This is a genomic window from Paracoccus fontiphilus (assembly GCF_017356265.1).
In the GTDB taxonomy this organism is placed as follows: Bacteria; Pseudomonadota; Alphaproteobacteria; order Rhodobacterales; family Rhodobacteraceae; genus Paracoccus; species Paracoccus fontiphilus.
This window is the reverse complement of the sequence record NZ_JAFNAW010000025.1, coordinates 22,304-47,918: the sequence shown is the minus strand read 5'-3', so window position 1 is coordinate 47,918 and position 25,615 is coordinate 22,304. Positions and strand designations below refer to the sequence as shown.

General features: G+C 66.9%; 21 protein-coding genes. 10 read left to right on the top strand and 11 right to left on the bottom strand.

Features of this window, described 5'->3' with window-relative positions; genetic code table 11:
• Window positions 1–132: 132 nt before the first annotated feature.
• From J0F76_RS10680 to J0F76_RS10660, 5 genes are all read right to left on the bottom strand, one after another.
• Window positions 133–3,720 carry a vitamin B12-dependent ribonucleotide reductase gene (locus J0F76_RS10680; RefSeq protein WP_207469066.1) on the bottom strand — a complete coding sequence of 1,196 codons (3,588 nt, stop codon included), beginning with the start codon at window positions 3,718–3,720 and terminating at the stop codon, window positions 133–135.
• Window positions 3,721–4,174: 454 nt separating this feature from the next.
• On the bottom strand, window positions 4,175–4,720 hold the full coding sequence (locus J0F76_RS10675) for a 5-formyltetrahydrofolate cyclo-ligase (protein ID WP_207469058.1): 546 nt from the start codon (window positions 4,718–4,720) through the stop codon (window positions 4,175–4,177).
• Complete coding sequence (gene mgtE, locus J0F76_RS10670; protein ID WP_207469047.1) at window positions 4,717–6,105, bottom strand: magnesium transporter; 1,389 nt, start codon at window positions 6,103–6,105, stop codon at window positions 4,717–4,719. The genes J0F76_RS10675 and mgtE overlap by 4 nt, the downstream gene beginning before the upstream one ends.
• A complete protein-coding gene (locus tag J0F76_RS10665) occupies window positions 6,102–6,896 on the bottom strand; it encodes an inositol monophosphatase family protein (RefSeq protein WP_207469093.1) in 795 nt (264 codons plus the stop codon). Before J0F76_RS10665 ends, mgtE begins: the two co-directional genes overlap by 4 nt.
• Before the next feature lie 119 nt (window positions 6,897–7,015).
• On the bottom strand, window positions 7,016–7,375 hold the full coding sequence (locus tag J0F76_RS10660; RefSeq protein ID WP_207469037.1) for a helix-turn-helix domain-containing protein: 360 nt from the start codon (window positions 7,373–7,375) through the stop codon (window positions 7,016–7,018).
• 156 nt (window positions 7,376–7,531) lie between these two features.
• On the opposite strand from J0F76_RS10660, the gene J0F76_RS10655 reads away from it, so the two are divergent.
• Both J0F76_RS10655 and J0F76_RS10650 read left to right on the top strand, forming a co-directional pair.
• Entirely contained in the window at window positions 7,532–8,521 is a 990-nt protein-coding gene (locus J0F76_RS10655; protein ID WP_242690133.1) for an NADPH:quinone oxidoreductase family protein, read from the top strand.
• 116 nt (window positions 8,522–8,637) lie between these two features.
• Window positions 8,638–9,384: a Bax inhibitor-1/YccA family protein gene (locus tag J0F76_RS10650; protein WP_207469035.1), complete on the top strand. Its 747-nt coding sequence runs from the start codon at window positions 8,638–8,640 to the stop codon at window positions 9,382–9,384.
• A gap of 52 nt (window positions 9,385–9,436) precedes the next feature.
• Here J0F76_RS10650 and J0F76_RS10645 read toward each other — a convergent pair whose 3' ends face one another.
• Both J0F76_RS10645 and J0F76_RS10640 read right to left on the bottom strand, forming a co-directional pair.
• On the bottom strand, window positions 9,437–10,582 hold the full coding sequence (locus J0F76_RS10645) for a CaiB/BaiF CoA transferase family protein (protein WP_207469033.1): 1,146 nt from the start codon (window positions 10,580–10,582) through the stop codon (window positions 9,437–9,439).
• Window positions 10,575–11,774: an acyl-CoA dehydrogenase gene (locus J0F76_RS10640; RefSeq protein ID WP_207469030.1), complete on the bottom strand. Its 1,200-nt coding sequence runs from the start codon at window positions 11,772–11,774 to the stop codon at window positions 10,575–10,577. The genes J0F76_RS10645 and J0F76_RS10640 overlap by 8 nt, the downstream gene beginning before the upstream one ends.
• 130 nt (window positions 11,775–11,904) lie before the next feature.
• Here J0F76_RS10640 and J0F76_RS10635 point away from each other — a divergent pair, with 130 nt between their 5' ends.
• The gene (locus J0F76_RS10635; RefSeq protein WP_207469028.1) at window positions 11,905–13,191 is read left to right on the top strand and encodes a solute carrier family 23 protein; all 1,287 of its coding nucleotides are present in this window, start codon (window positions 11,905–11,907) and stop codon (window positions 13,189–13,191) included.
• 3 nt (window positions 13,192–13,194) lie between these two features.
• On the opposite strand, the gene J0F76_RS10630 is transcribed toward J0F76_RS10635, so the two are convergent.
• Window positions 13,195–14,466, bottom strand: a complete 1,272-nt coding sequence (locus J0F76_RS10630) for a hemolysin family protein (protein ID WP_207469025.1) — start codon at window positions 14,464–14,466, stop codon at window positions 13,195–13,197.
• 131 nt (window positions 14,467–14,597) lie between these two features.
• The gene (locus J0F76_RS10625) at window positions 14,598–15,611 is read right to left on the bottom strand and encodes a TerC family protein (RefSeq protein WP_207469022.1); all 1,014 of its coding nucleotides are present in this window, start codon (window positions 15,609–15,611) and stop codon (window positions 14,598–14,600) included.
• 229 nt (window positions 15,612–15,840) lie between these two features.
• On the opposite strand from J0F76_RS10625, the gene J0F76_RS10620 reads away from it, so the two are divergent.
• Entirely contained in the window at window positions 15,841–17,082 is a 1,242-nt protein-coding gene (locus tag J0F76_RS10620; RefSeq protein WP_242690132.1) for an AGE family epimerase/isomerase, read from the top strand.
• 68 nt (window positions 17,083–17,150) lie between these two features.
• Window positions 17,151–18,569, top strand: coding sequence for an alkaline phosphatase D family protein (locus J0F76_RS10615; protein ID WP_207469012.1), 1,419 nt, complete (start codon window positions 17,151–17,153; stop codon window positions 18,567–18,569).
• A 53-nt stretch (window positions 18,570–18,622) separates the two neighbouring features.
• Here J0F76_RS10615 and J0F76_RS10610 read toward each other — a convergent pair whose 3' ends face one another.
• Entirely contained in the window at window positions 18,623–19,192 is a 570-nt protein-coding gene (locus J0F76_RS10610; protein WP_341351584.1) for a retropepsin-like aspartic protease family protein, read from the bottom strand.
• On the bottom strand, window positions 19,189–19,809 hold the full coding sequence (locus J0F76_RS10605) for a MarC family protein (RefSeq protein WP_207469009.1): 621 nt from the start codon (window positions 19,807–19,809) through the stop codon (window positions 19,189–19,191). The genes J0F76_RS10610 and J0F76_RS10605 overlap by 4 nt, the downstream gene beginning before the upstream one ends.
• A gap of 221 nt (window positions 19,810–20,030) precedes the next feature.
• Between J0F76_RS10605 and J0F76_RS10600 the strand changes: the two genes are divergently transcribed.
• From J0F76_RS10600 to J0F76_RS10580, 5 genes are all read left to right on the top strand, one after another.
• Window positions 20,031–20,267, top strand: a complete 237-nt coding sequence (locus J0F76_RS10600; RefSeq protein WP_374303520.1) for a twin-arginine translocase TatA/TatE family subunit — start codon at window positions 20,031–20,033, stop codon at window positions 20,265–20,267.
• A gap of 28 nt (window positions 20,268–20,295) precedes the next feature.
• Window positions 20,296–20,772, top strand: a complete 477-nt coding sequence (tatB, locus tag J0F76_RS10595) for a Sec-independent protein translocase protein TatB (RefSeq protein ID WP_207469000.1) — start codon at window positions 20,296–20,298, stop codon at window positions 20,770–20,772.
• Complete coding sequence (tatC, locus tag J0F76_RS10590) at window positions 20,773–21,621, top strand: twin-arginine translocase subunit TatC (protein WP_374303516.1); 849 nt, start codon at window positions 20,773–20,775, stop codon at window positions 21,619–21,621.
• Window positions 21,622–21,629: 8 nt separating this feature from the next.
• Complete coding sequence (locus J0F76_RS10585) at window positions 21,630–22,475, top strand: ATP-binding protein (protein ID WP_341351583.1); 846 nt, start codon at window positions 21,630–21,632, stop codon at window positions 22,473–22,475.
• Window positions 22,476–22,635: 160 nt separating this feature from the next.
• On the top strand, window positions 22,636–25,599 hold the full coding sequence (locus J0F76_RS10580) for a hybrid sensor histidine kinase/response regulator (protein ID WP_207468995.1): 2,964 nt from the start codon (window positions 22,636–22,638) through the stop codon (window positions 25,597–25,599).
• Window positions 25,600–25,615 lie beyond the last annotated feature (16 nt).

Genomic DNA, 25,615 nt, shown 5'->3' with positions numbered 1-25,615 from the left:
AAACTCCACCTCGATCATACACCTCGATGGCCACCCGAGATTACACCGAACGTGCCGGTGAAATTACACCACGTCCGCGGACACTACCGCCGCCCGCGACCGGGCAGCGGAGGGCGTTCTTGCGTTCCGCTCTCAGCTACAGCCGCTCGTGCCGCCGCAGGTATTGCACTTCATGCAGGTGCCGTTCCGCACCAGCGTGTAGTTCCCGCATTCGCCGCAAGGATCGCCCTCGTAGCCCTGCATCCGCGCCTTGGAGCGCAGATCCATCGCAGCCGGTTCCGCAGACATGATCGCCGTGGCCGATACGCCAGTCTGCAGCACCATGAGATCCTGCGGCAGGCGCTTGCGCAGGTAACCGGCGCTGCTGATCTGCTTCAGCATGGTCAGGGACTTCAACTCGGCCTGCTCGGTGACGGGGGTCACGTTCAGGCCCTCGCGCTCTCCGCCGCCCATGTCGTCGAAGCGGGCGCCTTCGGGCTTCACATGGGCCAGGTCGGTGCGGTCCAGATAGCTGACGGCCAGCTCGCGGAACACATAGTCCAGGATCGAGGTCGCGTTCTTGATGCTGTCGTTGCCCTGCACCATTCCCGCCGGTTCGAAGCGGGTGAAGGTGAAGGCGTCCACGAACTCCTCCAAGGGCACGCCGTATTGCAGGCCCACGGACACGGCGATGGCGAAGTTGTTCATCATCGCCCGGAAGCCCGCGCCTTCCTTGTGCATGTCGATGAAGATCTCGCCCAGCTTGCCGTCGTCGTATTCGCCGGTGCGGACATAGACCTTGTGCCCGCCCACGACCGCCTTCTGGGTGTATCCCTTGCGGCGCTGCGGCAGCTTCTCGCGGTGGCTGCGCACGGCCTCCTTGACGATGATCCGCTCGACGATCTTCTCGGCGATGACGGTCGCCTTTTCCTGTGCGCTGCCGGTGGCGAGGATCTCCTCGGCCTCCTCGTCATCCTCGACCAAGGCGGCGGCCAGCGGCTGGGACAGCTTCGACCCGTCGCGGTAAAGCGCGTTGGCCTTGATGCCCAGCGACCAGGACAGCTCGTAGGCCGCAAGCGCGTCGGCGATGGTCGCGCTGTTGGGCATGTTGATCGTCTTGGAAATCGCGCCCGAGATGAAGGACTGCGCCGCCGCCATCATGCGGATGTGGCTTTCGACCGACAGGTAACGCTTGCCGGTCTTGCCGCAGGCATTGGCGCAGTCGAAGACCGGCAGGTGTTCGGCGCGAAGATGCGGCGCGCCTTCCAGCGTCATGGTGCCGCAGACATGGTCGTTGGCGGCGTCGATCTGAGCGCGGGTGAACCCCAGGTGGCGCAGCAGGTCGAAGGTCGGGTCGGCCAGCTTGTCGGCGGGGATGCCCAGGGTGCCCTTGCAGAAATCCTCGCCCAGCGTCCATTGGTTGAAGACGAAGCGAATGTCGAAGGCGGTCGCCAGCGCGGCCTCCACCTTCTCGATTTCCGCCAGGCCGAAGCCGTGGCCGGCAAGGGCGGTGTGGTTGATGCCAGGGCAGTTGCCAAGCGACGCGTGGCCCACGGCGTAAGCGACGATCTCCTCGATCTGCGCGGGCTTGTAGCCAAGCGTCGCCAGCGCGGCAGGGACCGACTGGTTGATGATCTTGAAGTAACCGCCGCCCGCCAGCTTCTTGAACTTGACCAGGGCGAAGTCGGGCTCGATCCCGGTGGTGTCGCAGTCCATGACCAGGCCGATGGTGCCGGTCGGCGCGATCACCGTGACCTGCGCGTTGCGGAAGCCGTGATCCTCGCCCAGGGACAGCGCCTCGTCCCAAGCCTCGCGCGCGATGGCGACAAGGCGGGCGTCGGGGCAGTTGTCGGCATCCAGTTCGACCGGCGCCACGTTCACCGCCTGATAGGCCCCGGTGCCATGGGCGGCCGCGCGGTGGTTGCGGATCACGCGCAGCATGTGGTCGGCATTGCGAGCATATCCGGGGAAGGCCCCCAGTTCCGCCGCCATCTGCGCGCTTGTCGCATAGGAAACGCCGGTCATCACGGCCGTCAGCGCCCCACAGAGCGCCCGGCCCTCGTCGCTGTCATAGCCCAGGCCCATGTTCATCAGAAGGCCGCCGATATTGGCATAGCCCAGGCCCAGCGTGCGGAAGTCATAGGACCGCTGCGCGATTTCCCTGGACGGGAACTGCGCCATCAGCACGCTGATCTCCAGCGTCACCGTCCACAGCCGGGTGGCGTGGACGTAGGCGTCGGCATCGAAGCGGCCATCCGCGAAAAAGGTCAGCAGGTTCATCGAGGCCAGGTTGCAGGCCGTGTCGTCCAGGAACATGTATTCGCTGCACGGGTTGGACCCGCGGATCGGCCCGTCCTCGGGGCAGGTGTGCCAGGCGTTCACCGTGTCGTGGAACTGGATGCCGGGATCGGCGCAGGCCCAGGCGGCGTGGCCGACCTGGTCCCACAATTCGCGGGCGGAAACCGTCCTGGCGACCTTGCCGTCGGTGCGGCGGACCAGCTCCCACGGTGCATCGTCGCGCACTGCCTTCAGGAAGGCATCCGTCACCCGGACCGAGTTGTTCGAGTTCTGGCCCGAGACGCTGACATAGGCTTCCGAATCCCAATCGGTGTCATAGGTCGGGAACTCGATGCTGTCGAAGCCTTGGCGCGCGTATTGCAGCACGCGGTTCACATAGGTTTCCGGGATCATGGCGCGCTTGGCGGCGCGGATCGCCGCCTTCAGCCCTGCGTTCTGCGCGGGGTCCGTTTCGCCCTCGCCCGCGCGGATGGCGGCGAAGATGTCGTTCAGCCGCGCCTCGTGCGCCTTGGAACCGGCGACCAGGCTGGCGACCTTCTGTTCCTCGATGACCTTCCAGTTGATGAAGGATTCGATGTCGGGGTGATCCATGTCGCAGATCACCATCTTGGCCGCACGGCGCGTGGTGCCGCCCGACTTGATCGCGCCCGCCGCCCGGTCGCCGATCTTGAGGAAGCCCATCAGGCCCGACGACTTGCCGCCGCCCGAAAGCTTCTCGCCCTCGCCACGGAGCGAGGAAAAGTTGGTGCCGGTGCCCGACCCATACTTGAACAAGCGCGCCTCGCGGACCCACAGGTCCATGATCCCGCCCTCGTTCACCAGGTCGTCGCTGACCGACTGGATGAAGCAGGCATGCGGCTGGGGGTGTTCATAGGCGCTGTCGGACTTGACCAGCTTGCCGGTCCTGTAATCGACGTAGAAATGCCCCTGCGACGGGCCGTCGATGCCATAGGCCCAGTGCAGCCCGGTGTTGAACCATTGGGGAGAGTTCGGCGCGGCCATCTGCCGGGCCAGCATGAAGCGCATCTCGTCATGATAGGCACGGGCGTCTTCTTCGTTGGAAAAATACCCGCCTTTCCAGCCCCAATAGGTCCAGGCGCCAGCCATGCGGTCGAAGACCTGCCGGGCGCTGGTCTCGCCGCCGAAACGCCGGTCCTCGGGCAATGCCGCCAAAGCCGCGTCATCGGGCACGCTGCGCCACAGGAACTCGGGCACGCCCTTTTCCTTGACGCGCTTCAAGGCCGCCGGAACGCCCGCCTTGCGGAAATACTTCTGGGCAATCACGTCGCTGGCGACCTGGCTCCACCCTTCGGGGATTTCCACATGCTCGTTGCGGAAGACGATGGTGCCATCGGGATTGCGGATTTCGCTGGTGGTCGTCGTGAAGACGATGCCACCATAGGCGCCCCCGGCGGGGGTGGTGAAACGCCGTTCGATCTTCATGCCCGTAGCCCTTTCATGTCGTCGTCCCTTGGTCCGCGACCTGCGCCCGGCAACACGCCGCCGCCCCCCTTCTTGCGGTGCAAAGGGGTGCGGGCAAAGCGCCCGACAGGTATGGGTCACAAAGGCGTCGGTCTTGAGGGCGGTCGTTTACATGCCACCACATCTGGTATAACCAACGCAACAGACCACTAGATTGATCCTGTCCCGGCGCCGTTTCAATCAAAATTTTTCCGGGGAGAGGATCGGAAAGCCGTTGACAGGCGGGCACGGGGCATCGGTTCAGATTCGCTCACAGGCGCCCGCAACAGCCGTTAATCAACAGCACCGAAACCGCGATTCAGCGTTGTGGCCAAGGCGTTTGGTCAGGCCCGTCCCGGGGTTATCCACAGGCTTGTCCCGTCACAGTCCCCGGCTTTTGCACAACTGTTGCAAAAGCGCGACAAACCGCCGGTTTTTACTGATCTGTCGCGATGGTGCCCTGGTCGGTCACGACAAGGTCCAGCGGCTGGTCGAAGGGCTCGGCGGGTATGGCGGGCAGTTCCTGCACCGCGAAGGCCAGGCCGATGGCGGAAGCATGGCCCGTTTCACGCAGCAATTGCAGGGTCCGGTCGTAATAGCCGCCGCCATAGCCGATGCGATTCCCGCGCCGGTCGAAGCCCGCCAGCGGAACGATCAGAACCGCCGGTCGCAGGACCGGCTGCGAATCGGCGGGGTGGGATGTGCCGAAGGGGCCGGGCACCAGCGGCTCGCCCACCCATTGGCGAAAGACCAGCGGCACGGCCTTGCCGGGCACGACCGGCAGGCAGAGCGGCCCGTCATGGGCCCGCATTGCAGGCCGGGGATCGGGTTCGCCCCGCATGGGCCAGTATCCTGCCAGAACCTTGCCGCGATGGGGCGCCAGCGCCGCGATCAGGTGGCCGGTCAGCGCATCCTGGTCGCCGCCCGCCGCCCGGGCGGCCAGAGCGCGGGCGCGGAGAGCCGCCTTGTCCACATCGCTCATAGCAGCATCACCGTGGCCAGTCCCAGAAAGGCGAAGAAGCCCACGACATCCGTGACCGTGGTGACGAATGTGGGCGAGGCGAGCGCCGGGTCCGCGCCCAGCTTTTCCAGCGTCAGCGGCACAAGGATGCCCGCCAGCGCGGCGATGGTCAGGTTGATGACCATCGCCAGGCCGATCACCGCGCCAAGGCCGAAGCTGCCGAACCAGAAAAACGTGACGCAGCCGATGGCCAGTCCGAAGATCGCCCCGTTGAGCAGGCCCACCGCCGCCTCGCGCCGGATCACGCGCATGGAATTGTCCTTGGTCAGCCCCTTGGTCGCCAACCCGCGCACCGCGACCGTCAGCGTCTGCGTGCCCGCGTTGCCGCCCATGGACGCCACGATGGGCATCAGCACCGCCAGGGCGACCAGCTTGGCGATCGAGCTTTCGAACAGGCCGATCACCGATGCCGCCGCCACCGCCGTCAGGATGTTGGTCGCCAGCCAGGGCACGCGCTGCCGGGCGGTCTGGACCACGCTGTCGGTCAGGCTGGATTCGTCGCCCACGCCGGCCAGGCGCAGGATGTCCTCCTCGTGCTCCTCGTCCAGGACGGCCATGGCGTCATCGATGGTGATGATCCCCACCAGCCGGTCGTCGCGGTCCACCACGGGGGCCGAGATCAGGTGATACTGGTTGAAGACATAGGCCACGTCCGCTTCCTCGGCAAAGGCGCTGATGGTGCGGAAGCTGTCCTCGGTGATGTCGCGCAGGGGGGTGGAATGCGCCGATGCCAGCAGCCGCCCCAGCGTGACATAGCCCAGCGGATGGCGGCGGGGATCGACCAGGACGATGTGGTAGAACTGCTCGGGCAGCCAGTCCTCGGATTGAAGGAAGGCCACGGCCTCGCCCACGGTCCAGTGCTCGGGGGCGGTCACGACCTCGGACTGCATCAGGCGGCCGGCGGAGTATTCGGGATAGGCCAGCGCCTGCTGGACGGCGGCGCGGTCGGTCGCGTCAAGCGCGGCCAGGATCTCGGCCCGCTCGGGCTCGTCCATGTCCTCGACAAGGTCCACGACATCGTCGCTGTCCATTTCCCGGACGGCCTCGGCCACGACCTCGGGGGGAAGCTGCTCGATCACCTCGTCGCGGATCGCCTCGTCGATCTCGGACAGGATCTCGCCGTCGATCTCGCCGGAATACAGGCCGAGGAAGGTCCGGCGCTCGGCAGGGGTCAGGCGCTCGATGATGTCGGCGATGTCGGCGCCGTGCATCGGCTCCAGCAGCAGGTTCAGCCGTTCGGCGTCGCCGTCCGCGATGGCGGCGTCGATCTGGTCCAGCAGCGCGCGACGGGGCAGGAATTCGTCGCCGTCGGCCTGATCGTCGGGGGCGGGGGCCTGCTCGGTCATGCGGCCTCTCCGGCGTTCAGCAGTGCAAGCGCCGCGCGGTGCAGATCCGGCGACGCGGCGGCGATCACCTGTCCCCCCCGGTGTGCCGGTCCGCCCTGCCAGTCGGTGACGATTCCGCCCGCCGCCTGAACCACCGCAAGCGGTCCGGCGATGTCATAGGACTGCAGCCCCGCCTCGATCACCAGATCGACCTGGCCCAGGGCCAGCAGGGCATAGGCATAGCAGTCAAGCCCATAGCGCGTCAGCCGCACCTGCGCCGAGACGCGGCGGAAGGCGGCGGCCTCGTCTGCCGTCCCGACCTCGGGATAGGTCGTAAGCAGCGTGGCTTGGGCCAGGCCGACGTCGCGCACCGCCAAGGGCCGCTCTCCTGCGTCGGACAGAAGGCGCGCGCGGCCGAAGCCGCCCTCGAAGCGTTCGCGTGTGTAAGGCTGGTCGATCAGGCCATAGCGGATGGCGCCGCCATCGGACAACCCGATCAGCACGCCCCAGCTTGCCGCGCCGCACAGGAAGGCGCGGGTGCCGTCGATGGGGTCAAGTATCCAGGTCAGCCCGCTGGTGCCGGGGGTCGCTCCGTATTCCTCGCCCAGGATGGCGTCGTTCGGGCGAAGCCGGGCCAGCACGTCGCGCATGGCGCGTTCGGCGGCCCGGTCGGCCTCGGTCACGGGATCGAATCCGGACTGCCACTTGTTGTCGGCGGCCAGGCCGGCGGTGCGGAAAAAGGGCAGGATGGCCGTGCGGGCGGCATCGGCCATCTGGTGCGCTGCATTGATGATGTCCTGCGCGTCCTGCATCGCCGCCCCCTTGGTCCGTTTCGCGAGCAAGGACTAACCCGAACGGCACGGTCCTGCCAGTGGCAGAGAAGGGGGAGGCGGAAGATACGGCGCGGGGATCGCCCGCGCCGTCGGCAAGATCACGCGGCGTCGGACAGGACGCGGGCCAGTTCGAAGATCTGGCGGCGTTGCGCGACCGGCATGGTATAATACGCCCGCACCAGTTGCAGCGCTTCCTTGTCGGCCAGGATGTCGCCCGCGACCTCCTCGGGGGCGTCGCTTTCGTGCAGGCCTTCGAAGAAGAAGCTGACCGGCACATCCACCGCGCGCGCGATATCCCACAGGCGGGACGCCGAAACACGGTTCATCCCGGTTTCGTATTTCTGGATCTGCTGGAACTTGATACCAACCTTGTCGGCCAATTGTTGTTGCGTCATTCCAATCATCCAGCGACGGTGACGGATGCGCTTACCGACATGAACGTCTACACCATGCTTCATCGTTAACACCTTACCACTTCATTCAATCTAAGGAAGCGCTACCCCAACTTTCCTCAATTTTCGAGTGTTAACCTGGTTAACGGCCGCGTTTCTGACCAAAAAGACAGGTCCCGCCGGGCGGTATGACCGGTTCCGGATACGGTGATGAGAGACTTGATGAAAACGCTGAACTCCGATGTTGCCGCTATCATGCGAATCGCGGTGGTCGAACAACTTGGCGGCGAGCCGGTCCTGCGCACCGCGCCCCCGCCGCAGCCGGGTCCGGACGGGGTCCTGGTCAGGATCAGGGCGGCGGCGCTGAACTTCGCCGACCTGCTGAAGGCCCGGGGCGAATACCAGGAACGGCAGGAGCCGCCCTTCGTTCCGGGGCTCGAAGGCGCGGGCGAGGTGGTGGCCGCACCCCCCGGCAGCGGCCTTCGCGCGGGCGACCGCGTGGCGGTTCTGGCGGCGGGGACCATGGCCCAACTCGTGGCCGTTCCCGCCACCGCCTGCACCGTCCTGCCTGACGCGATGACCTTCGAGCAGGCGGGCGGCTTCCAGATCGCCTATGGCACCAGCCACCTGGCCCTGCAGACGCGGGCGGCCCTGCGCGCCGGGGAAACGCTGGCCGTTCTTGGCGCGGCGGGGGGCGTCGGCCTGACCGCCGTCGAGATCGGACACGCCATGGGTGCGCGCGTCATCGGCGTCGCGCGCGGGCGGGACAGGCTGGACGTTGTGCGCCGGGCGGGTGCGGACGAGGTCATCGACAGCGCTGGTTGCGACGACCTCAAGGCGGCATTGCGCGACCTGGGCGGGGCGGATGTCGTCTATGACGCCGTGGGCGGTGACGCGGGCGAGGCTGCGTTCCGCGCGCTGAGCCCCGGCGGGCGTTTCCTGGTCATCGGCTTCGCGGGCGGAAGGCCGCCCGTGCTGCCGCTGAACCATGCCCTGGTCAAGAACATCGCCATCCACGGCTTCTACTGGGGCGGCTATGCGGGGCTGGACTCCCGGGCCATGTCGGACAGCATGACCGACCTGTTCCGCATGTTCGGGGACGGCCGGCTTGCTCCGGTGGTGGGCGAGACGATGCCCCTGGACCGCATCGCCGAGGCCTTCGACCTGCTGCGCAGCCGCAGGTCGGTCGGAAAGATCGTCGTAACCCTGTAACAACTGCGTAAAACTGCGCGCGCGCGGGGCCTTGCCAGCATTGAATCAAGGGCCGATCATGCCAATATGGAGGCCATAAGTCGGCACGTGTCGACATGCCTCGTAGGGAGAGATTGATGGCAGATTACAACACTTACCGCACCACGCAGCGCGTCGGCACCCGCCAGGCGGTGATCGACGAAGGGCTGCGGGCCTACATGAACAAGGTTTATGGGCTGATGGCGGTCGGCATGGGTGTAACCGCCGTCGCCGCCTATGGCATCAGCGCCGCCGCCGTGGACGCGTCGGGGCAACTGACCCAGCTTGGCACCGCGATCTACGCCTCGCCGCTGAAGTGGGTGATCATGTTCGCGCCGCTGCTGGTCGTGTTCGCCTTCGGCGCCGCGATCAACCGGCTTTCGGTCTCGGCCGCGACCATGCTGTTCTACGGCTTCGCCGCGCTGATGGGCCTGTCGATCTCCTCGATCTTCCTGGTCTATACCGGCACCTCGATCGTGCAGACCTTCCTGGTGACGGCCATCGCCTTCGCGGGCCTGTCGCTGTGGGGCTATACCACGAAGAAGGACATCTCGGGCTGGGGCAGCTTCCTGATCATGGGCGTGATCGGCCTGATCGTGGCCTCCATCGTGAACATCTTCCTGCAGTCGTCGGGAATGCAGTTCGCGATTTCCATCCTGGGCGTGCTGATCTTCGCGGGCCTGACCGCCTATGACACGCAGAACATCAAGAACACCTATCTGCAACTGGCCGGTTCGGACCGGGACTTCATCGGCAAGACCGCCATCATGGGCGCCTTGCAGCTGTACCTGGACTTCCTGAACCTGTTCATGTTCCTGCTGCAGTTCATGGGCAACCGCGAGTGACCTGCAGGACAGCCTGACCGTCTTGACCCCCGCCCTGACCGGCGGGGGTTTTTCATTGCGCGAACCCCCATTTGCCGTCCCCGAGCGCGGGGGCCGCGCGGTCATGGGCCATGCCGCTGCGGCCAAAGCGGATCGGTGTGCGCAGCCCGGCAATGCCTTCGGGTGCGACCCGCAGGCCGCGCGCGGCGACCTGTGGGTCGGAGAGCGCCTCGGCCACGTCGTTGACGGGGCCTGCCGGGACGCCCGCCGCCTCCATCGCGGCGATCAGGTCGGCGCGCGTGCGCCGGACGGTGGCAGCCGTCAGCAGCGGCACCAGCCGGTCGCGATGGGCCACGCGGGCGGGGTTGGTGGCATAGTCGGGATCGGCGGGCAGGTCGGGCAGGTCCAGCACCCGGCACAGCGCCGCGAACTGCCGGTCGTTGCCGCAGGCCACGATCAGGTGGCCGTCGGAGGCCGGAAAAAGCTGATAGGGCACGATGTTGGGATGGGCGTTGCCCAGCCGGTGCGGCACGGTCCCGCCCAGCAGGTAGTTCGTGGCCTGGTTGGCCAGCACCGCCACCCCGCAGTCCAGCAGCGACAGATCCAGGTGCTGCCCGCGTCCGGACCGCTGGCGTTCCGCCAAGGCCGCCTGCACCGCGATCACCCCGTAAAGCCCGGTGAAGATGTCGATCCAGGCCACGCCGACCTTTTGCGGCTCGCCCTCGGGGCTGCCGGTCAGGTCCATGATCCCCGACATGCCCTGGATCAGGAAGTCATAGCCCGGCTGCGATGCGCGCGGCCCGTCCTGGCCGAAGCCGGTGACCGAGGCATAGACCAGCCGCGGATTGCGCGCCGAGAGCGTGGGGTAGTCCAGCCCGAAACGCCCCAGCCCGCCGACCTTGAAGTTCTCGACCACCACGTCAGCCCCGTCGATCAGCCCGTGCAGCCGGTCCAGATCGGCGGGATCGTCAAAATCGCAGGTGACCGAGGTCTTGCCCCGGTTCGCGGCGTGGAAATAGGCGGCCACCCGTTCGGTCGTGCCGTCCGCGCGGAGCCGGTCGATGAAGGGCGGGCCCCAGCGGCGGGTGTCGTCGCCCTCGGGCGCCTCGACCTTGATCACCTCGGCGCCCAGGTCGGCCAGCGTCTGCCCGATCCACGGCCCGGCGAGGATCCGGGCCAGTTCGACCACGCGCAGGCCCTTCAGCGGCGGCTCAGCCAAAGGCCTGGATCCCGGTCTGCGCGCGGCCCAGGATCAGCGCGTGGACGTCATGTGTGCCTTCGTAGGTGTTCACGGTCTCCAGGTTCTGCGCGTGACGGATGACGTGGTATTCGCTGGAGATGCCGTTGCCGCCATGCATGTCGCGGGCCATGCGCGCGATCTCCAGCGCCTTGCCGCAGTTGTTGCGCTTGACGATCGAGATCATCTCGGGCGCGAAGCGGCCTTCGTCGAACAGCCGCCCGACCCGCAGGCTGGCCTGCAGCCCAAGCGCGATTTCCGTCTGCATGTCGGCCAGCTTCTTCTGGAACAGCTGCGTCGCGGCCAGGGGACGGTTGAACTGGTGGCGGTCAAGGCCATACTGGCGGGCGCGGAACCAGCAATCCTCGGCCGCGCCCATGGCGCCCCAGCTGATGCCATAGCGCGCGCGGTTGAGGCAGCCGAAGGGCCCGCCCATCCCTTCCGCGCCGGGCAGCAGGGCGTCCTCGCCGACCTCCACGTTCTCCATCACGATCTCGCCGGTGACGGAGGCGCGCAAGCTCAGCTTGCCCTCGATCTTAGGGGCGGAAAGGCCCTTGGTGCCCTTTTGCAGCACGAAGCCGCGCACCTTGCCGCCATGGGCGTCGGACTTGGCCCAGACCACGAACACATCGGCTATGGGCGAGTTCGAGATCCACATCTTCGCGCCGTTCAGCACATAGCCGCCATCGGTCTTGCGGGCGCGGGTCTTCATGCCGGCCGGGTCCGATCCGGCATCCGGTTCGGTCAGCCCGAAACAGCCGATGAATTCCCCGGTCGCCAGCTTCGGCAGATAGCGCCGCTTCTGGTCCTCGCTGCCGTAAGCCTCGATCGGGAACATCACCAGCGAACTTTGCACCGAGGCCATGGAGCGATAGCCGGAGTCAACCCGCTCGATCTCGCGCGCGACCAGGCCATAGGCCACGTAGGAGGCGCCGACGCCGCCATAGGCGTCGTCCACCGTGACGCCCAGCAGGCCCGCCGCGCCCATTTCGCGGAAAATCTCGGGGTCGGTCGTTTCGTTCAGATAGGCGTCGGTGACGCGCGGGGCCAGCCGGTCGGCGGCGAATGCCGCAGCCGCGTCGCGGATCATGCGCTCCTCGGCGCTCAACTGGTCGTTCAGCAGGAAAGGGTCGGCCCAGTCGAAGGCAGCGCCCTTGGGGGATGGGGTGGACATGTGTTCCTCCTTGGTCGCGGCGAGAGTAGCGACAGGTGGCGCCGTCCCGAAAGGCCAAATCGCGGGTGATTGGTCTGCCCGCGCGGATCGGCTAAGCCTGCCGCCAGAATCAACATCCCCGAGAGAGACGATGGGCTATTTTCCCCTCTGGCGCCCGGCCACCGGCGCCACGGTCCTTCCTGACGAGAAGCTGCCCTGGGCCGCAGCCATTCCCATGAGCTTCCAGCACCTGCTGGCGATGTCGGGATCGACGATCCTGGCGCCGCTGATCATGGGCTTCGATCCGAACGTGGCGGTGTTCTTTTCCGGCATCGGCACGCTGCTGTTCTTCGCGATCACCGGCGGGCGGGTGCCCAGCTATCTGGGATCGTCCTTCGCCTTCATCGCGGTGGTGATGGCCGCGACCGGATTCGCGGGCGGCGGGGCCAATCCGAACATCGGCGTGGCCCTGGGCGGGATCATCGCGGCGGGGCTGGTCTATGCGCTGATCGGGCTGGTGGTGATGGCCGCCGGGACCGGCTGGGTCGAGCGGCTGATGCCGCCCGCCGTGACCGGGGCCATCGGGGTGTCCATCGGGCTGAACCTGGCGCCCGTCGCCGTGGGCCAGTTGAAGGGCAGCATGGCGCATCTGGCCATCGCCCTGGCCACCGTGCTGTGCATGGCGATGGTGTCGGCCTATGGCACGCGCGCCACGCGGCGGATCGCCGTGCTGATCGCGCTGGCTTTCGGCTACGGGCTGGTGCTGGTCTTCGGCAATGGCGCGGGCCTCGTGCCCGGGATCGACTTTTCCCGCGTGGGGCAGGCCGCCTGGTTCGGCATCCCGAACTTCACCGCGCCGCAATTCGACTGGACCGCCATCAGCATGATCGCCCCCGTCGCCGTCGTCCTGGTGGCCGAGAACCTGGGCCACATCAAGGCGCTTGGCGCGATCACCGGGCAGAACATGGACCGCTATATCGGGCGCGGCTTTCTGGGCGACGGGCTTGCCACGATGATCGCCGGGGCAGGGGGCGGGACCGGGGTCACGACCTATGCCGAGAACATCGGCGTCATGGCGATGACCAAGGTCTATTCCACGCTGATCTTCCCGGTCGCCGCCGTCATCGCGATCCTGCTGGGCCTGTCGCCCAAGTTCGGCGCGATCCTGCAAACGATCCCCGCGCCGGTGCTGGCGGGACTGGCCGTGTCGGTCTTCGGCCTGATCGCCAGCGCCATGGCGCGGATCTGGGTGGACAACCGGGTGGACTTTTCCGACCCGCGGAACCTTTTCACCGTGGGCGTGGCGCTGATCCTGGGGGCGGGCGACTTCACCGTCACCATCGGCGGCTTTGCCCTGGGCGGGATCGGCACGTCGACGCTGGCCGCCCTGGTGATCTATCAGCTTCTGGGCATCGGCCGCGACCGGCGCGGGGCCTGACCCTCACGCCTCGGCAAGCTGCGAGACCAGCAGCTTGTCGATCCGGCGGCCGTCAAGGTCCACGACCTCGATCTGCCATCCCCCGACCGAGATGCGCGCCCCCACGTCGGGCAGCACGCCCGCGCGGTCCAGGACAAGACCCGCGACGGACTGGTAGTCGCGATCCTCGGGCAGGGTCAGGCCGATCATTTCGGCGAATTCGTCGGCGGGCATCCAGCCGGCCACCAGCCAGCTTCCGTCGTCGCGCCGCACCGCCTTGGGCTCGTCGTCGCCCGGCTCGGGGAAGTCGCCCGCGATGGCCTCCAGCAGGTCCATCGCGGTGATGACGCCCTCGAAATGGCCGTATTCGTCATAGACCAACAGCATGTGGGCGGGGCTGGCCTTCAATTCCTCGATCACGTTCAGGGCGGGCAGGCCCTCGCGGATCACCGGCACCTCTTGGACCAGCGGGCGCAGGTCGGTCACGTCCTCGGACAAGAGGTCGCGCAGGCTGAGGACGCCGATGATGTCGTCGTCGCTGCCCTCGCGGACCAGGAGGCGGGACCGGCGGCTGTCGCGGAAGCGTTGCAGCACGTCCGAGGCCGGTTCGCCCACGTCGACGGATTCGACCTCGTGGCGCGGGGTCATCAGCCCGCGGGCCGACCGGTCGGCGATGCGCATGACGCCGGCGATCATCTCGGTCTCGGCGGGTTCGATCACGCCGGCGGTGCGGGCCTCGGACAGCATCACGCGGATTTCCTCGTCCGAGATGCCGCGTTCGGATTCGCCCGACTGCCCCAGAAGCCGCAGCACGACATTGCCCGACTTGTCGAGAATCCAGACGATGGGCGCGGCGATCCGCGAGATGAACAGGATCAACGGCGAGATGCGGGTGGCCACGCCTTCGGGCGAGCGCAGGGCGATCTGCTTGGGCACCAGTTCGCCGATGATCAGCGACAGGTAGGTGATCAGCACGACGACGCCGCCGACGCCCAGGGTCCGGGCCAAGGCGGGCGCCATGCCGCTTTCGATCAGGGCGGCGGTCAGGCGGGTGCCCAGCGTGGCGCCCGAAAAGGCACCGGACAGGACGCCGACCAGGGTGATGCCGATCTGGACGCTGGACAGGAAGCGGCCGGGTTCGGCCCCCAGTTCCAGCGCGGTCTGCGCGCCGCTGCTGCCCTCGGCCGCCATGACCTTGAGCCGCGCCGGCCGGGCCGAGACGATGGCCAGTTCGGACATGGCCAGGACGCCGTTGAACATCGTCAGCAGCAGGACGACGAGAATTTCCAGAAACATCGGTTCACTTTGTTCAAGTCAGGCTTTTGGCAATCTGCACGAAGCGGACGCCGGTGCAAAGGCATGAAGCCGCCTGAACGCCAGTTTTGGAAGCAAGGCGCCGATGAGGGCGCCTTGCCACGGGGTTCGTCCTATTCGCTCGGGGCGCGGGAAATCTGCGGATCGGGCACGTTGTCCTTCGTTTTCCACAGCGAGTAGGCCACGCCCGCGCCCAAGATGGCGAAGGTGATGCCCAGCGACCAGGAGGCGGGGAATTTTTCCCATCCCAGCAGGTCGGCCACGAAGATCTTCGACCCGATGAAGACCAGCAGCACCGACAGCGCGTATTTCAGATAGTGGAAGCGGTGGATGATCGCGGCCAGCGCGAAGTACAGCGCCCGAAGGCCCAGGATCGCGAAGATGTTCGAGGTGTAGACGATGAACGGGTCCGAGGTGATCGCGAAAACGGCAGGCACCGAATCCACGGCGAAGATCACGTCCACGATCTCGACCATGACCAGGGCCAGGAACAGCGGCGTGGCGAACCGGACCAGCTTGCCCGTCTTGGGATCGGGCTTCCTGACCCAGAAGTCGTGGCCGTGGATCTCCTCGGTCACGTTCATGCGCCGCTTCATGAAGCGCAGGACGGGGTTCTGCGAAATGTCCAGCGGCTTGTCGCCCACCATCATCATCTTGACGCCGGTGAAGATCAGGAACAGCGCGAAGATGTACAGAACCCAGGAATACTGGCTGACCAGCGTGGCGCCCAGGCCGATCATCAGGCCGCGCAGCACGATCACGCCCAGGATGCCCCAGAACAGCACCCGGTGCTGGTATTTCGGCGGGATCGCGAAATAGGTGAAGATCATGGCGATGACAAAGACGTTGTCCATCGCCAGCGTCTTTTCGACCACGAAGGCCGTCAGGTAGAGCTTGCTTTCCTCGGCGCCGATCTGCCACCAGACAAATCCCGAGAAGAGCACGCCCATCGTCAGATACATGGCCGACAGCTTGAGGCTTTCGGCCACGCCGATTTCGTGGTCGTCCTTGTGCAGCACCCCCAGGTCAAAGACCAGAAGCGCGATCACGATCGCCACGAACAGCAGCCACATCCACAGCGGCTTGCCCAGGAATAAAAGAAAAAGCAGTTCCACGTATGCCCTCATCGTTGCTGGATGTGCATCGATGCCAAGGGCTTCGCAAGACAGGGCCGCTTTGCATCGAGGCACGCTCGATGCGGTCCGACATCACGACATGAACTGCCGTCAGAGGGGCCCGGTCCGCTGAGTTCACACGTGGCGGATCACACGCCGGGTTGCAAGGGGGCACAGGCAAAAAGATTGCAGGTCATGGCCGGAATTGGCAATTCTGGCGCCTGCAACGCGGGGGATGGTCATGGAACAGGCAAGTCTGGGCACCGGGGGCGATGGGCACTGGCTGGACGACCCGGCGCATCGGCAGTTCCTGGTCCGCGACGCCTTGCAGGCGCTGCGGTTCTTCGATGCCAGTGCCGGGGATCGCGGCTTCGTGACGCTGGATGTCGCGGGGCAACCGCTGCCGGGCGACCTTCTGGAGCTGCACACGACCACGCGGCTGGTTCATTCCTATGCCCTGGGCCAGTTGGCGGGGCGGCCGGACAGGGCGGGGATCGTCGACCGGGGCATGGACCTGCTGTGGCGCGGCCATCGCGACGGGCGGCATGGCGGCTATCACTGGGCGATCCGGGGCGGTGAGGTGGCGGACGGCACCAAGCTGGCCTATGGGCATGTCTTCGTGATGCTGGCGGCCTCGACCGCCAGGCTGGCGGGCCATCCCGATGCGGACCGGTTGCTGGCCGACATCGCCGATGTCCTGGACGCGCGCTTCTGGGATGCGGGCGCAGGGTTGTTCCGCGATGAACTCACCGGCGACTGGCAGCCCTTTTCCACCTATCGCGGCATGAACGCCAACATGCACGGCGTCGAGGCGCTGCTGGCCGCGCATGAGGCCACGGGCGAGGCAGAGTATCTGGATCGCGCCGGACGCATCCTGGATTTCTTCATCGCGGGACAGGCTGCCCGCAACGGCTGGCGCATCCCCGAGCATTACGACGACGCCTGGCGCCCGGACCAGGGATACGAGGGCAACCCGATGTTCCGCCCCGCGGGCACGACGCCCGGCCATTCGTTCGAGATGGCGCGCCTGCTGCTGCAATACTGGGATCTTGCGGGCAGGCGGGGCAGCGATGCGCCGCGGCAGGCGCGGCTGCTGGTGGAAACGGCCTTGGCCGATGCCTGGGACAAGCGGGGCGGGCTGGCCTATACGCTGGATTTCGACGGCAGGGTGGCGCGGGCCGACCGTTACTGGTGGCCCGTGACCGAGGCCATCGGCGCCCTGGCCGCCCTCATCAAGCTTGACCCGCAGCCAGGGGACGAGGAGCGGTATCGCCGGATGTGGCGCTTTGCCGATGCACGGCTGATCGACCACGTTCACGGTGGCTGGTTCCCGGAACCGGGGGCGGACGATCGCTCCGCCAGCGGCCAGTTCCAGGGCAAGCCCGATATCTATCATGCCCTGCAGGCGGATCTTTTCCCGCTGGTGTCCGCGTTGTCGCATCTTGGACGGGCACTGGCCGACACGAAGCCGCTGGCATCCTGATTTGGGGGTGCAATCCGCGTCGAAGCGCCTATCTAGGACCGTGATGGAAGCTGGGATACGACTAAAGTATGAGAGAGAATAACGGTTTCGCGGGTCCGATCCTGCATTTTCGGGGCTGCGATGCCGGGACGTTGCACCTTGCCGCCATCACCATCCGCCCCGATCACGCCCCGGCACCCGGTCCGGTGCAGGCGCAGGCAGGGTCGGTCGCGCCCGTCCTGCTGGCGCAGGTGGCCGGGCTGTCGATCTGGCGGCACGATTTTGCCCTGCGTGCGGGCGAGGCGGGCTATCGCCTGGATGGCCGCGACTATCCCGTCGCCACCCGGCTGGACGGCGACATCCGCCTCGCCTTCGTGTCCTGCAACGGAGAGGAGAACGGCGATCTCGACCGCGACGGGGCCGAACGCAACCTGATGTGGGCGCGGCTGCAGGCGGACCATGCCCGCGCGCCCTTTGCCCTGCTGCTGCAGGGCGGCGACCAGATCTATGCCGACGAGGCGACGCATGGCCACCCCCTGACCGAGGATTGGCCGAAGCATGTGCCGGACAGCCCCTCGGAGGCCGACCTGGCCGACCTCACCCGGCATCTGGAGCGCAGGTTCGCGCAGCGCTACATGATGGTGCTGGCGGCGGAAGGCTGCGCGGATCTGTTCGCCACCGTGCCCTCGCTGTCGGTCTGGGATGATCACGACATCTGCGACGGCTGGGGATCGCTGCCGGAAAGCCGCACCAATTCGTCAGTGGGGCAGGCGCTGTTCGGCGTGGCGCGCCGCATGTACCTGCTGTTCCAGCATGGCGCGACGGATGCGGACGTGCCTGGGCTGTTCATGGACCCGGCGGGCCGCAACCTGGGCTGGCGGCGCGACCTGCCGGGCGTCACGCTGTGGGCGCCCGACCTGCGGTCCGAACGCCGCCGCGACCGGATCATGGGGCCGGGCGGCTGGAACGCGGTCGAGGCCCTGCATCCTTCGGGCGATCACGTCTTCATGGTGTCCAGCGTTCCGCTGCTGGGGCCGCGCCTGTCGCTGGTCGAATCGCTGCTGATGGCGATCCCCCGGATGCAGCATTACGAAGACGACCTGCGCGACCAGTGGCAAAGCCATGCCCATCGCGCCGAATGGCGCCGGATGCTGGGCCACGTCCTGCGGATGCGCGAAAAGGCCCCCGTCACGGTCCTGTCGGGCGAGATCCACCTGGCGACCCGGGCCGAGATGGGGCCGGAGTCCACGCGGATCCACCAGCTTGTCGCCTCGGGCATTTCCCACCGCGCCCCGCCCAAGGCCTATGCCCGTGCGCTGGGCCTGTTCGCAGGCCTGGGCGAGGCGCCCCTTGCGGGCCATCCCATCGCCATAAAGCCGCTGCCGGGCCAAAGGCACCGCTATGTGGCGGAACGCAACTACCTGACGCTGGACCGCGGGAACGGGCGCTGGCAGGCGGTCTGGCACCTGGAGGAGAGCGGCCTGACGCCGCCGCTGGACCTGGACTGAGCACCCCGCCGCCTCACCGCCCCAGCCGTTGGGTGGGGTTCCAGCCCACCATCTTACCGCTCCAGGATCAGCAGATCCCCTTCAAAGCTGACGCGGGCGAAGGTGCGAAGATAGGACATGCCCAGCAGCGATCCGTCCAAGTCGGCGCCGATCACCCAGGCGCGGACATTGCGGTCCACGATGTCGCCGATGGCGATCTCGTCAAGGGTGACAGGGGCGGTCTGGACCTCTCCGTTGGCGGTCATGGCGGTGCCGACATAGGCAATGCCGTCCGGGTCCAGGCCGATGCGCCGGGCATCCGCCGGTCCAAGCGCGATGGAGGACGCGCCCGTGTCGACGATGAACCGCACCTCTTGCCCGTTCACCCGGGCGGTCAGGTGGAAATGGCCGTCCCGGCCCACGGGGATCTCGATCCGTCCGCCGTCCAGGACCTGCTGGCGCGGGGCGTTGCCTTCCAGATACCAGTCGGCCGCCAGCGTGGCGCCCGCGAAGATCACCACCCACAGCATGACCTGGCGCAGCACCTGCCCGCCCCGGCCTGCCAGCTCGAAGATCATGGCCCCGCCGATCACCAGCAGCAGCACGCCGTAATAGACCAGCTGCATCCTGTCGTCACCGGTCACGGGAACAGCCCCGATCCCTTCAGCCCGTCGATGACGAACTGCACCGACAGCGCGGCCAGCAACATGCCCAGAAGGCGGGTGACGACCATCACGCCCGTGCGGCCAAGGGCATGGGCCAACGGCGTCGCGATCACGAACAGCGCCATCGCGATGACCAGCACGGACAGCATCACCAGGTTCACCATCACCATGTGGCCGATGCCCGGCGCCTCGCCCTGCAGCAGGATCATCGTGGCAAGCGCACCCGGCCCGGCCAGCAGCGGCATCGCCAGCGGAAAGACGGAAGGGTCGTGATCCGGGGGATCGCCCTCGCCCTGATGCTCGCGCCGCTGGGTGCGGCGTTCGAACAGCATGTCCAGCGCGGTCAGGAACAGCAGCAGCCCGCCCGCGATGCGGAAGGCGGAAATCGAGATGCCGATCGCGCCGAGGATCGATTCGCCCGCAAGCCCGAAGATCGTCATCAGGATCGCGGCGATCACCAGCGCGCGAAAGCCGATGCGGCGGCGCTGCGCGGCGCCCATGCCCGGCGTCAGCGCGATGAAGACCGGCGCCAGCCCGATCGGGTCGATCACCACGAAAAGCGTGACGAATGCGGTGACATACAGCGACAGGTCCATGCTGCCTTATGGCCCGCACGCCCGGCCCTGCCAAGCCGGGCGGCCGGGGGCAGTGCCGTCAAAATAACGTCAGTTTGTCGCAGTATGATGACGGCGGGCGCGAATCGTGGCAGTTGGGGTTTCGCTGCGTGGGCCAAGGCCCTATATTCCGCAGATTGGTTTATCCCAGGTCATTGGCCTGACTCTGGAACTGGAGAACTGGAATGCACGCACCGTCCCCCATGGCACTGCTCGTCATCGCCATCGTGGTCCTGGTCCTGTTCGGCCGCGGCAAGGTTTCCTCGCTGATGGGCGAATTCGGCAAGGGCATCACCGCTTTCAAAAAGGGCCTGAACGACGGCACGTCCGAAACGAATGCCGAACGCAACGCCGCCCTAGACAAGCCTGTGCAGCCCATCCAGCCCGTCCCGGGAACCGAGGCGCGCGACGTCACCCCGCAAAACGAACCCCGCGTCTGATCCCGAAGACCGGGCAGGGGGTTCCTGAATGCTGGATGTCGGGTGGAGCGAACTGCTGCTGATCGGCGTTGTCGCGCTGGTTGTCATCGGCCCCGAGGATTTGCCGAAGCTGTTTCATACCCTGGGCCGGATCACGGCGCGGGCGCGGTCCATGGCGCGCGAGTTCACGAGCGCGATGGAGGACGCCGCCAAGGGGACCGGCATCAACGAGGTCGGCAAGGATCTCAGGGACCTGAAGTCCCTGACCTCGAAGAAGTCGTTGGGGCTGGATGCGCTGGATCGCGCCGCCACGCGGTTCGAGCAGTGGGACCCCAAGGCCAGCATGGACAAGACCGCCCGCGCCAAGCCCGATCCCGCGGCGCCGGTCGCGCCTGCCGTCGCCCGGCCGGTTGACGCGCCCCCTGTTCCTGCGGCAATGCAGGTCGCGAACGACCCCGCGGGCGCCGCAACCGACAGCCCGCGCCGCATCGCAGGGGTCCGCCGTTCGGACATGAAGGACCACTAAGTGGCAGTGCATGACGTCGATGAGCTGGACGACAGCTCGGCCCCGCTGATCGAACACCTGAAGGAACTGCGGACCCGGATCATCTGGTCCGCGCTGGCCTTTGTGGTGGCGATGATCCTGTGCTATGTCGTCTGGAACCCGATCTACAACTTCCTGACGCAGCCGATCTGCGCCGCGCTGGAAGATCGCGGGCAGGAATGCGGCCTGATCCTGCTGAAGCTGCAGGAAGGCTTCACGGTCGCCATCCGCATTTCCTTCTTCGGCGGCTTCATGCTGGCCTTCCCGGTGATCGGCTATCAACTGTGGCGCTTCGTCGCGCCGGGCCTTTACCGCAGCGAGAAGCGGGCCTTCCTGCCCTTCCTGGTCGCCTCGCCGCTGATGTTCGCGCTTGGCGCGGCCTTCGCCTATTACGTCATCCTGCCGATGGTGTTCACGTTCTTCCTGGGCTTCCAGCAGGGGCCGCTGGCGCTGCCGGACGATCCCGACGGGGCGCAGGGGGCATCGCATCTGGCGGGGATCGTGTTCCAGGGCTCGGTCAGCGAATACCTGAACCTGACCACGCGCTTCATCCTGGCCTTCGGTCTGTCCTTCCAGTTGCCGGTCGCGCTGGCGCTGATGGGCCGGGCGGGGCTGGTCTCGGCCGACACGCTGGCCAGCACGCGCCGCTATGCCGTGGTCATCATCCTGGTTCTGGCGGCCTGCCTGACGCCGCCCGACGTGGGCAGCCAGCTTGTGCTGTTCTCGGTCATCTACGGGCTCTACGAGATCTCGATCCAGATCGTGCGCCGCATCGAGAAGAAGCGCGACGCGGAGTTGCGCGCCGAAGGACTGCTGGACGACGAGGAATGATGCGCGACGTGGCTGATACCGACGTCCTGACCCGCATTGCCGCCGCGCTGGAGCGGCTGGCCCCTCCGCCGGTTCCCGCGCCCAGCTTCACCGAAGCCGGCGCCTATGTCTGGCACCCCGATCCCGACCGGCTGGAGCCGGTGGAAACCGTGGCGCGCGTTGATCTGGTGCAGCTGATCGGCATCGACCGCGCCAAGGGGATCCTGTTGGACAACACCCTGCAATTCGCGCGCGGCTTTGGCGCCAACAACGCGCTGCTCTGGGGCGCGCGGGGAATGGGCAAGTCGTCCCTGGTCAAGGCCGTCCATGCCGAGGCCATGGCCCAGGGCCTGCCGCTGGTTTTGGTCGAGATCGCCCGCGACGACCTCGGTTCCGTGGCGCGGCTGCTGGCGATCCTGGGCCGCGCCCGCGACAAGCGCTTCCTGCTGTTTTCGGACGACCTGTCCTTCAGCCACGACGATACGCAATACAAGTCGCTAAAGGCCGTGCTCGACGGCGGGATCAGCGGGCGCCCGGCGAACGTGATCCTTTACGCGACCTCGAACCGGCGCCACCTGATGCCGCGCGACATGATCGACAACGAACGCGCGACCGCCATCCATCCCGGCGAGGCGGTCGAGGAGAAGGTCTCGCTGTCAGACCGCTTCGGCCTGTGGCTGGGCTTCCATCCCTGTTCGCAGGACGAATACCTGGCGATGATCCGGGGCTATTGCGAGGCCTATTCCCTGGCGATCGATCCCGAAACCCTGCGCGCCGAGGCCGTCGAATGGCAGGCCACGCGCGGCGGACGGTCGGGCCGGGTGGCCTGGCAGTTCTTCACCGACCTGGCCGGGCGCCACGGCGTCGCGGTCTAGCCAGCCCGATCGGCGGGTGCAGCCTTCCCGCGTCGCCGCGCGCCGGAAGGGGTCCATGCCTTGTCCATTGACTTTTTTCAGTCAACATTTGCCAGCTTGCGGCCTGTTCGATCGACGCCTAGTTTCCGGAAACTTTTCTGACCATTGCGGTGAAAGCATGATGACTGACCAGCCCCGCCGTGCCTGGCCCATCGGGGGCGGCGTTTGCGGAGAACTGGTGCGGCAGTTCGACTGGGGAAAGACGTCGCTTGGTGCGATCGACGCCTGGCCGCAGCACCTGCGGATCAAGGTCAACTCGCTCGTGAACTCTCCCATCCCGCAGGTGCTGATGTGGGGGCCGGATCACGTCATGATCTACAATGACGGCTATGTGGAGATCGCGGGCAGCTATCACCCTGCGGCCCTTGGCGGAACGGTCCCCGACATCTGGCCCGAGATATGGGACTTCAACAGCAAGATCCTGGAACGCGGGCTGCGCGGCGAGGTGCAGGCCTATCGCGAACAGCCCATGGTCCTGAACCGCAACGGCGCCCCCGAGGATGTGGTCTTCGACCTGTTCTACACGCCGATCTACAACGAGGACGGCAGCCGCGTGGACGGCGTGCTGTGCAACGTCCTCGAGATCACGCAGACGGTCCGGGCACGGCAGGCGCTGGCGGAAAGCCGGGCCGAGCTTTACCACCTGTCCGACGCCCTGCCGATCCTCGTCGGCTTTCTGGACCGGACGCTGACCTTCCGCTTCGCCAACCAGTGCTACCTGGACGTCTTCAACGTCACGCGCGAGCAGGTCATCGGCAGCCGCATCGCCGACGTCCTGGGCCCCCGGCAGGGCGCCGTGACCGAGGAGATGCTGCAGCGCGCCCTGGCGGGCGAGACGGTGAATGTCGATGCCATCGTGCGCCTTCCCGGCAGCCGGTCGCGCGCCTTCGAGATGCGCTGCCTGCCCCGCAGGACCGGCGACGGGCGGATTGACGGCGTCTACATGATCCTGATCGACATCGAGGATCGCAAGCAGACCGAGATCCAGCTTCGCGACAGCAATGACCGTTTCCGCGCGGCCGTGGATGCGATCCACAGCGTGTTGTGGACCAACAGCGCCGATGGCCGGATGACCGGCGAGCAGCGCGGCTGGGCGACCCTGACGGGGCAGGATCACGACCACTACCAGGGCTATGGCTGGACCGAGGCTGTCCACCCCGACGACCGGGCGGGCACCGTCGAGGCATGGCACCGCTCGCTCGAGGCTCGGTCCACCTTCGAATGGGAACACCGGGTGCGGTGCGCCGACGGCGAATACCGGATCTTCACCGTCCGGGCCGTGCCGACGCTGAACGGCGACAACGAGATCACCGAATGGGTCGGCGTCCATACCGATGTCACCGAACAGCGCATGGGCGAGGCGCAGTTGCAGGCCCAGGCCGAGGATCTGCAGCGCCAGATCGCCCATCGGCAGCGGGCCGAGGATCAGTTGCGCCAGTTGAACGAAACGCTGGAAGCCCGCGTCAGGAACGAGATCGAGCAGCACCGCAAGACCGAGCAGGCCCTGCACCGGGCGCAGAAAATGGAATCGATGGGCCAGCTGACCGGCGGGGTCGCCCACGATTTCAACAATCTTCTTCAGGTGATCGCGGGCAATCTTCAGATGCTGTCGAAGGATGTCGAAGGTAACGGCAAGGCGGTCCAGCGGGTCGACAACGCGCTGTCCGCCGTCGCCCGCGGCGCCAAGCTTGCCAGCCAGCTTCTGGCCTTCGGCCGGCGCCAGCCGCTGGAGCCACGCGTGATCCAGCCCCACCGCCTGGTGAACGAGATGGACGAATTGCTGCGCCGGTCCCTGGGCGAGGCGATCCAGGTCGAGGTCATCGTGCCCGCGAACCTGTGGAACATCTGCGTGGACCGAGCGCAGCTGGAAAGCGCGCTTCTGAACCTTGCGATCAACGCCCGCGACGCCATGGACGGCCCCGGCCTCTTGACCATCGAGATGGCCAATGCCCAACTGGACGCGGCCTATGCGGCCGCTGTCGGGGATGTCGCGGCAGGAGACTACGTGATGCTGGCAGTGACCGATACCGGCTGCGGGATGCCGCCCGAGGTGCTGGAGCGGATCTTCGATCCTTTCTATTCCACCAAGCCCGAGGGACGCGGCACGGGCCTTGGCATGTCGATGGTCTATGGCTTCGTCAAGCAGTCCGGCGGCCATGTGGCGGTCTATAGCGAACAAGGAGAGGGGACGACCGTGCGCATCTATCTGCCGCGCTCTGACAGCGAGGAGGAAACCGACGCGCCTTTGCATGACGGGCCGGTCGTGGGCGGCACGGAAACCATCCTGGTGGTCGAGGATGACGAGGCTGTGCGGGCCACGGTGGTCGATCTTCTCACCTCGCTGGGCTATCATGTGCTGACGGCGCGCGATGCCCATGCGGGCCTGGCCGTGGTGGGAAGCGGCCTGCATATCGACGTGCTGTTCACGGACGTGGTGATGCCCGGCACGCTGTCCAGCCGGGACATGGCGCAGCGCGCCCAGGCCGTGCTGCCGGGCCTCGCGGTGCTGTTCACGTCGGGCTATACCGAGAATTCCATCGTCCATGGCGGCAGGCTCGACCCCGGCGTCGAGCTTCTGTCGAAGCCCTATCCGCGCGAAGCCCTTGCGCGTCGCTTGCGCCACGTCATCGCCAATGCCCAGCAGGCCCGCAAGGCGGCCGAGGCCTTGCGCGCGGCCCAGCCCGAGCCGCAGCCCGAAGCCCAGCCGGAACCCGAAGCCGCCGTTGATGGGCCCGTTTCGATCCTGCTGGTCGAGGACAATGCCCTGATCCGCGCCGATACCGCGATCATGCTGGAGGAGATGGGCCACACCGTCGCGCAGGCAGGCAAGGCCGCGCCCGCGCTGGCCAGCCTGGAAGGCCAGTCCTTCGACCTGCTGCTGACCGATCTCGGCCTGCCGGACATGAACGGCAACGACCTGGCGCGGCGCGCGGTGGAAATCCAGCCGGGCCTTGCCGTGGTTTATGCGACCGGCGACAGCAGCCTGCCCGCGGGGTGCCCCGAACAGACCGTCCTGCTTTGCAAGCCTTATGGCGAGGAGCAGTTGCGCGGGGCGGTCGAGGAGGCGCTGGCCAGAATCGGCTAAGCCCCCTTGGCGGAAG

Excerpts from the sequence above, each read along its gene's own strand:
- J0F76_RS10680 (WP_207469066.1), bottom strand. The coding sequence starts at position 3,720 with ATGAAGATCGAACGGCGTTTCACCACCCCCGCCGGGGGCGCCTATGGT.
- J0F76_RS10675 (WP_207469058.1), bottom strand. The coding sequence starts at position 4,720 with ATGAGCGATGTGGACAAGGCGGCTCTCCGCGCCCGCGCTCTGGCCGCC.
- mgtE (WP_207469047.1), bottom strand. The coding sequence starts at position 6,105 with ATGACCGAGCAGGCCCCCGCCCCCGACGATCAGGCCGACGGCGACGAA.
- J0F76_RS10665 (WP_207469093.1), bottom strand. The coding sequence starts at position 6,896 with ATGCAGGACGCGCAGGACATCATCAATGCAGCGCACCAGATGGCCGAT.
- J0F76_RS10660 (WP_207469037.1), bottom strand. The coding sequence starts at position 7,375 with ATGAAGCATGGTGTAGACGTTCATGTCGGTAAGCGCATCCGTCACCGT.
- J0F76_RS10655 (WP_242690133.1), top strand. The coding sequence starts at position 7,532 with ATGAAAACGCTGAACTCCGATGTTGCCGCTATCATGCGAATCGCGGTG.
- J0F76_RS10650 (WP_207469035.1), top strand. The coding sequence starts at position 8,638 with ATGGCAGATTACAACACTTACCGCACCACGCAGCGCGTCGGCACCCGC.
- J0F76_RS10640 (WP_207469030.1), bottom strand. The coding sequence starts at position 11,774 with ATGTCCACCCCATCCCCCAAGGGCGCTGCCTTCGACTGGGCCGACCCT.
- J0F76_RS10635 (WP_207469028.1), top strand. The coding sequence starts at position 11,905 with ATGGGCTATTTTCCCCTCTGGCGCCCGGCCACCGGCGCCACGGTCCTT.
- J0F76_RS10630 (WP_207469025.1), bottom strand. The coding sequence starts at position 14,466 with ATGTTTCTGGAAATTCTCGTCGTCCTGCTGCTGACGATGTTCAACGGC.
- J0F76_RS10625 (WP_207469022.1), bottom strand. The coding sequence starts at position 15,611 with ATGAGGGCATACGTGGAACTGCTTTTTCTTTTATTCCTGGGCAAGCCG.
- J0F76_RS10620 (WP_242690132.1), top strand. The coding sequence starts at position 15,841 with ATGGAACAGGCAAGTCTGGGCACCGGGGGCGATGGGCACTGGCTGGAC.
- J0F76_RS10615 (WP_207469012.1), top strand. The coding sequence starts at position 17,151 with ATGAGAGAGAATAACGGTTTCGCGGGTCCGATCCTGCATTTTCGGGGC.
- J0F76_RS10605 (WP_207469009.1), bottom strand. The coding sequence starts at position 19,809 with ATGGACCTGTCGCTGTATGTCACCGCATTCGTCACGCTTTTCGTGGTG.
- J0F76_RS10600 (WP_374303520.1), top strand. The coding sequence starts at position 20,031 with ATGGCACTGCTCGTCATCGCCATCGTGGTCCTGGTCCTGTTCGGCCGC.
- tatB (WP_207469000.1), top strand. The coding sequence starts at position 20,296 with ATGCTGGATGTCGGGTGGAGCGAACTGCTGCTGATCGGCGTTGTCGCG.
- J0F76_RS10580 (WP_207468995.1), top strand. The coding sequence starts at position 22,636 with ATGACTGACCAGCCCCGCCGTGCCTGGCCCATCGGGGGCGGCGTTTGC.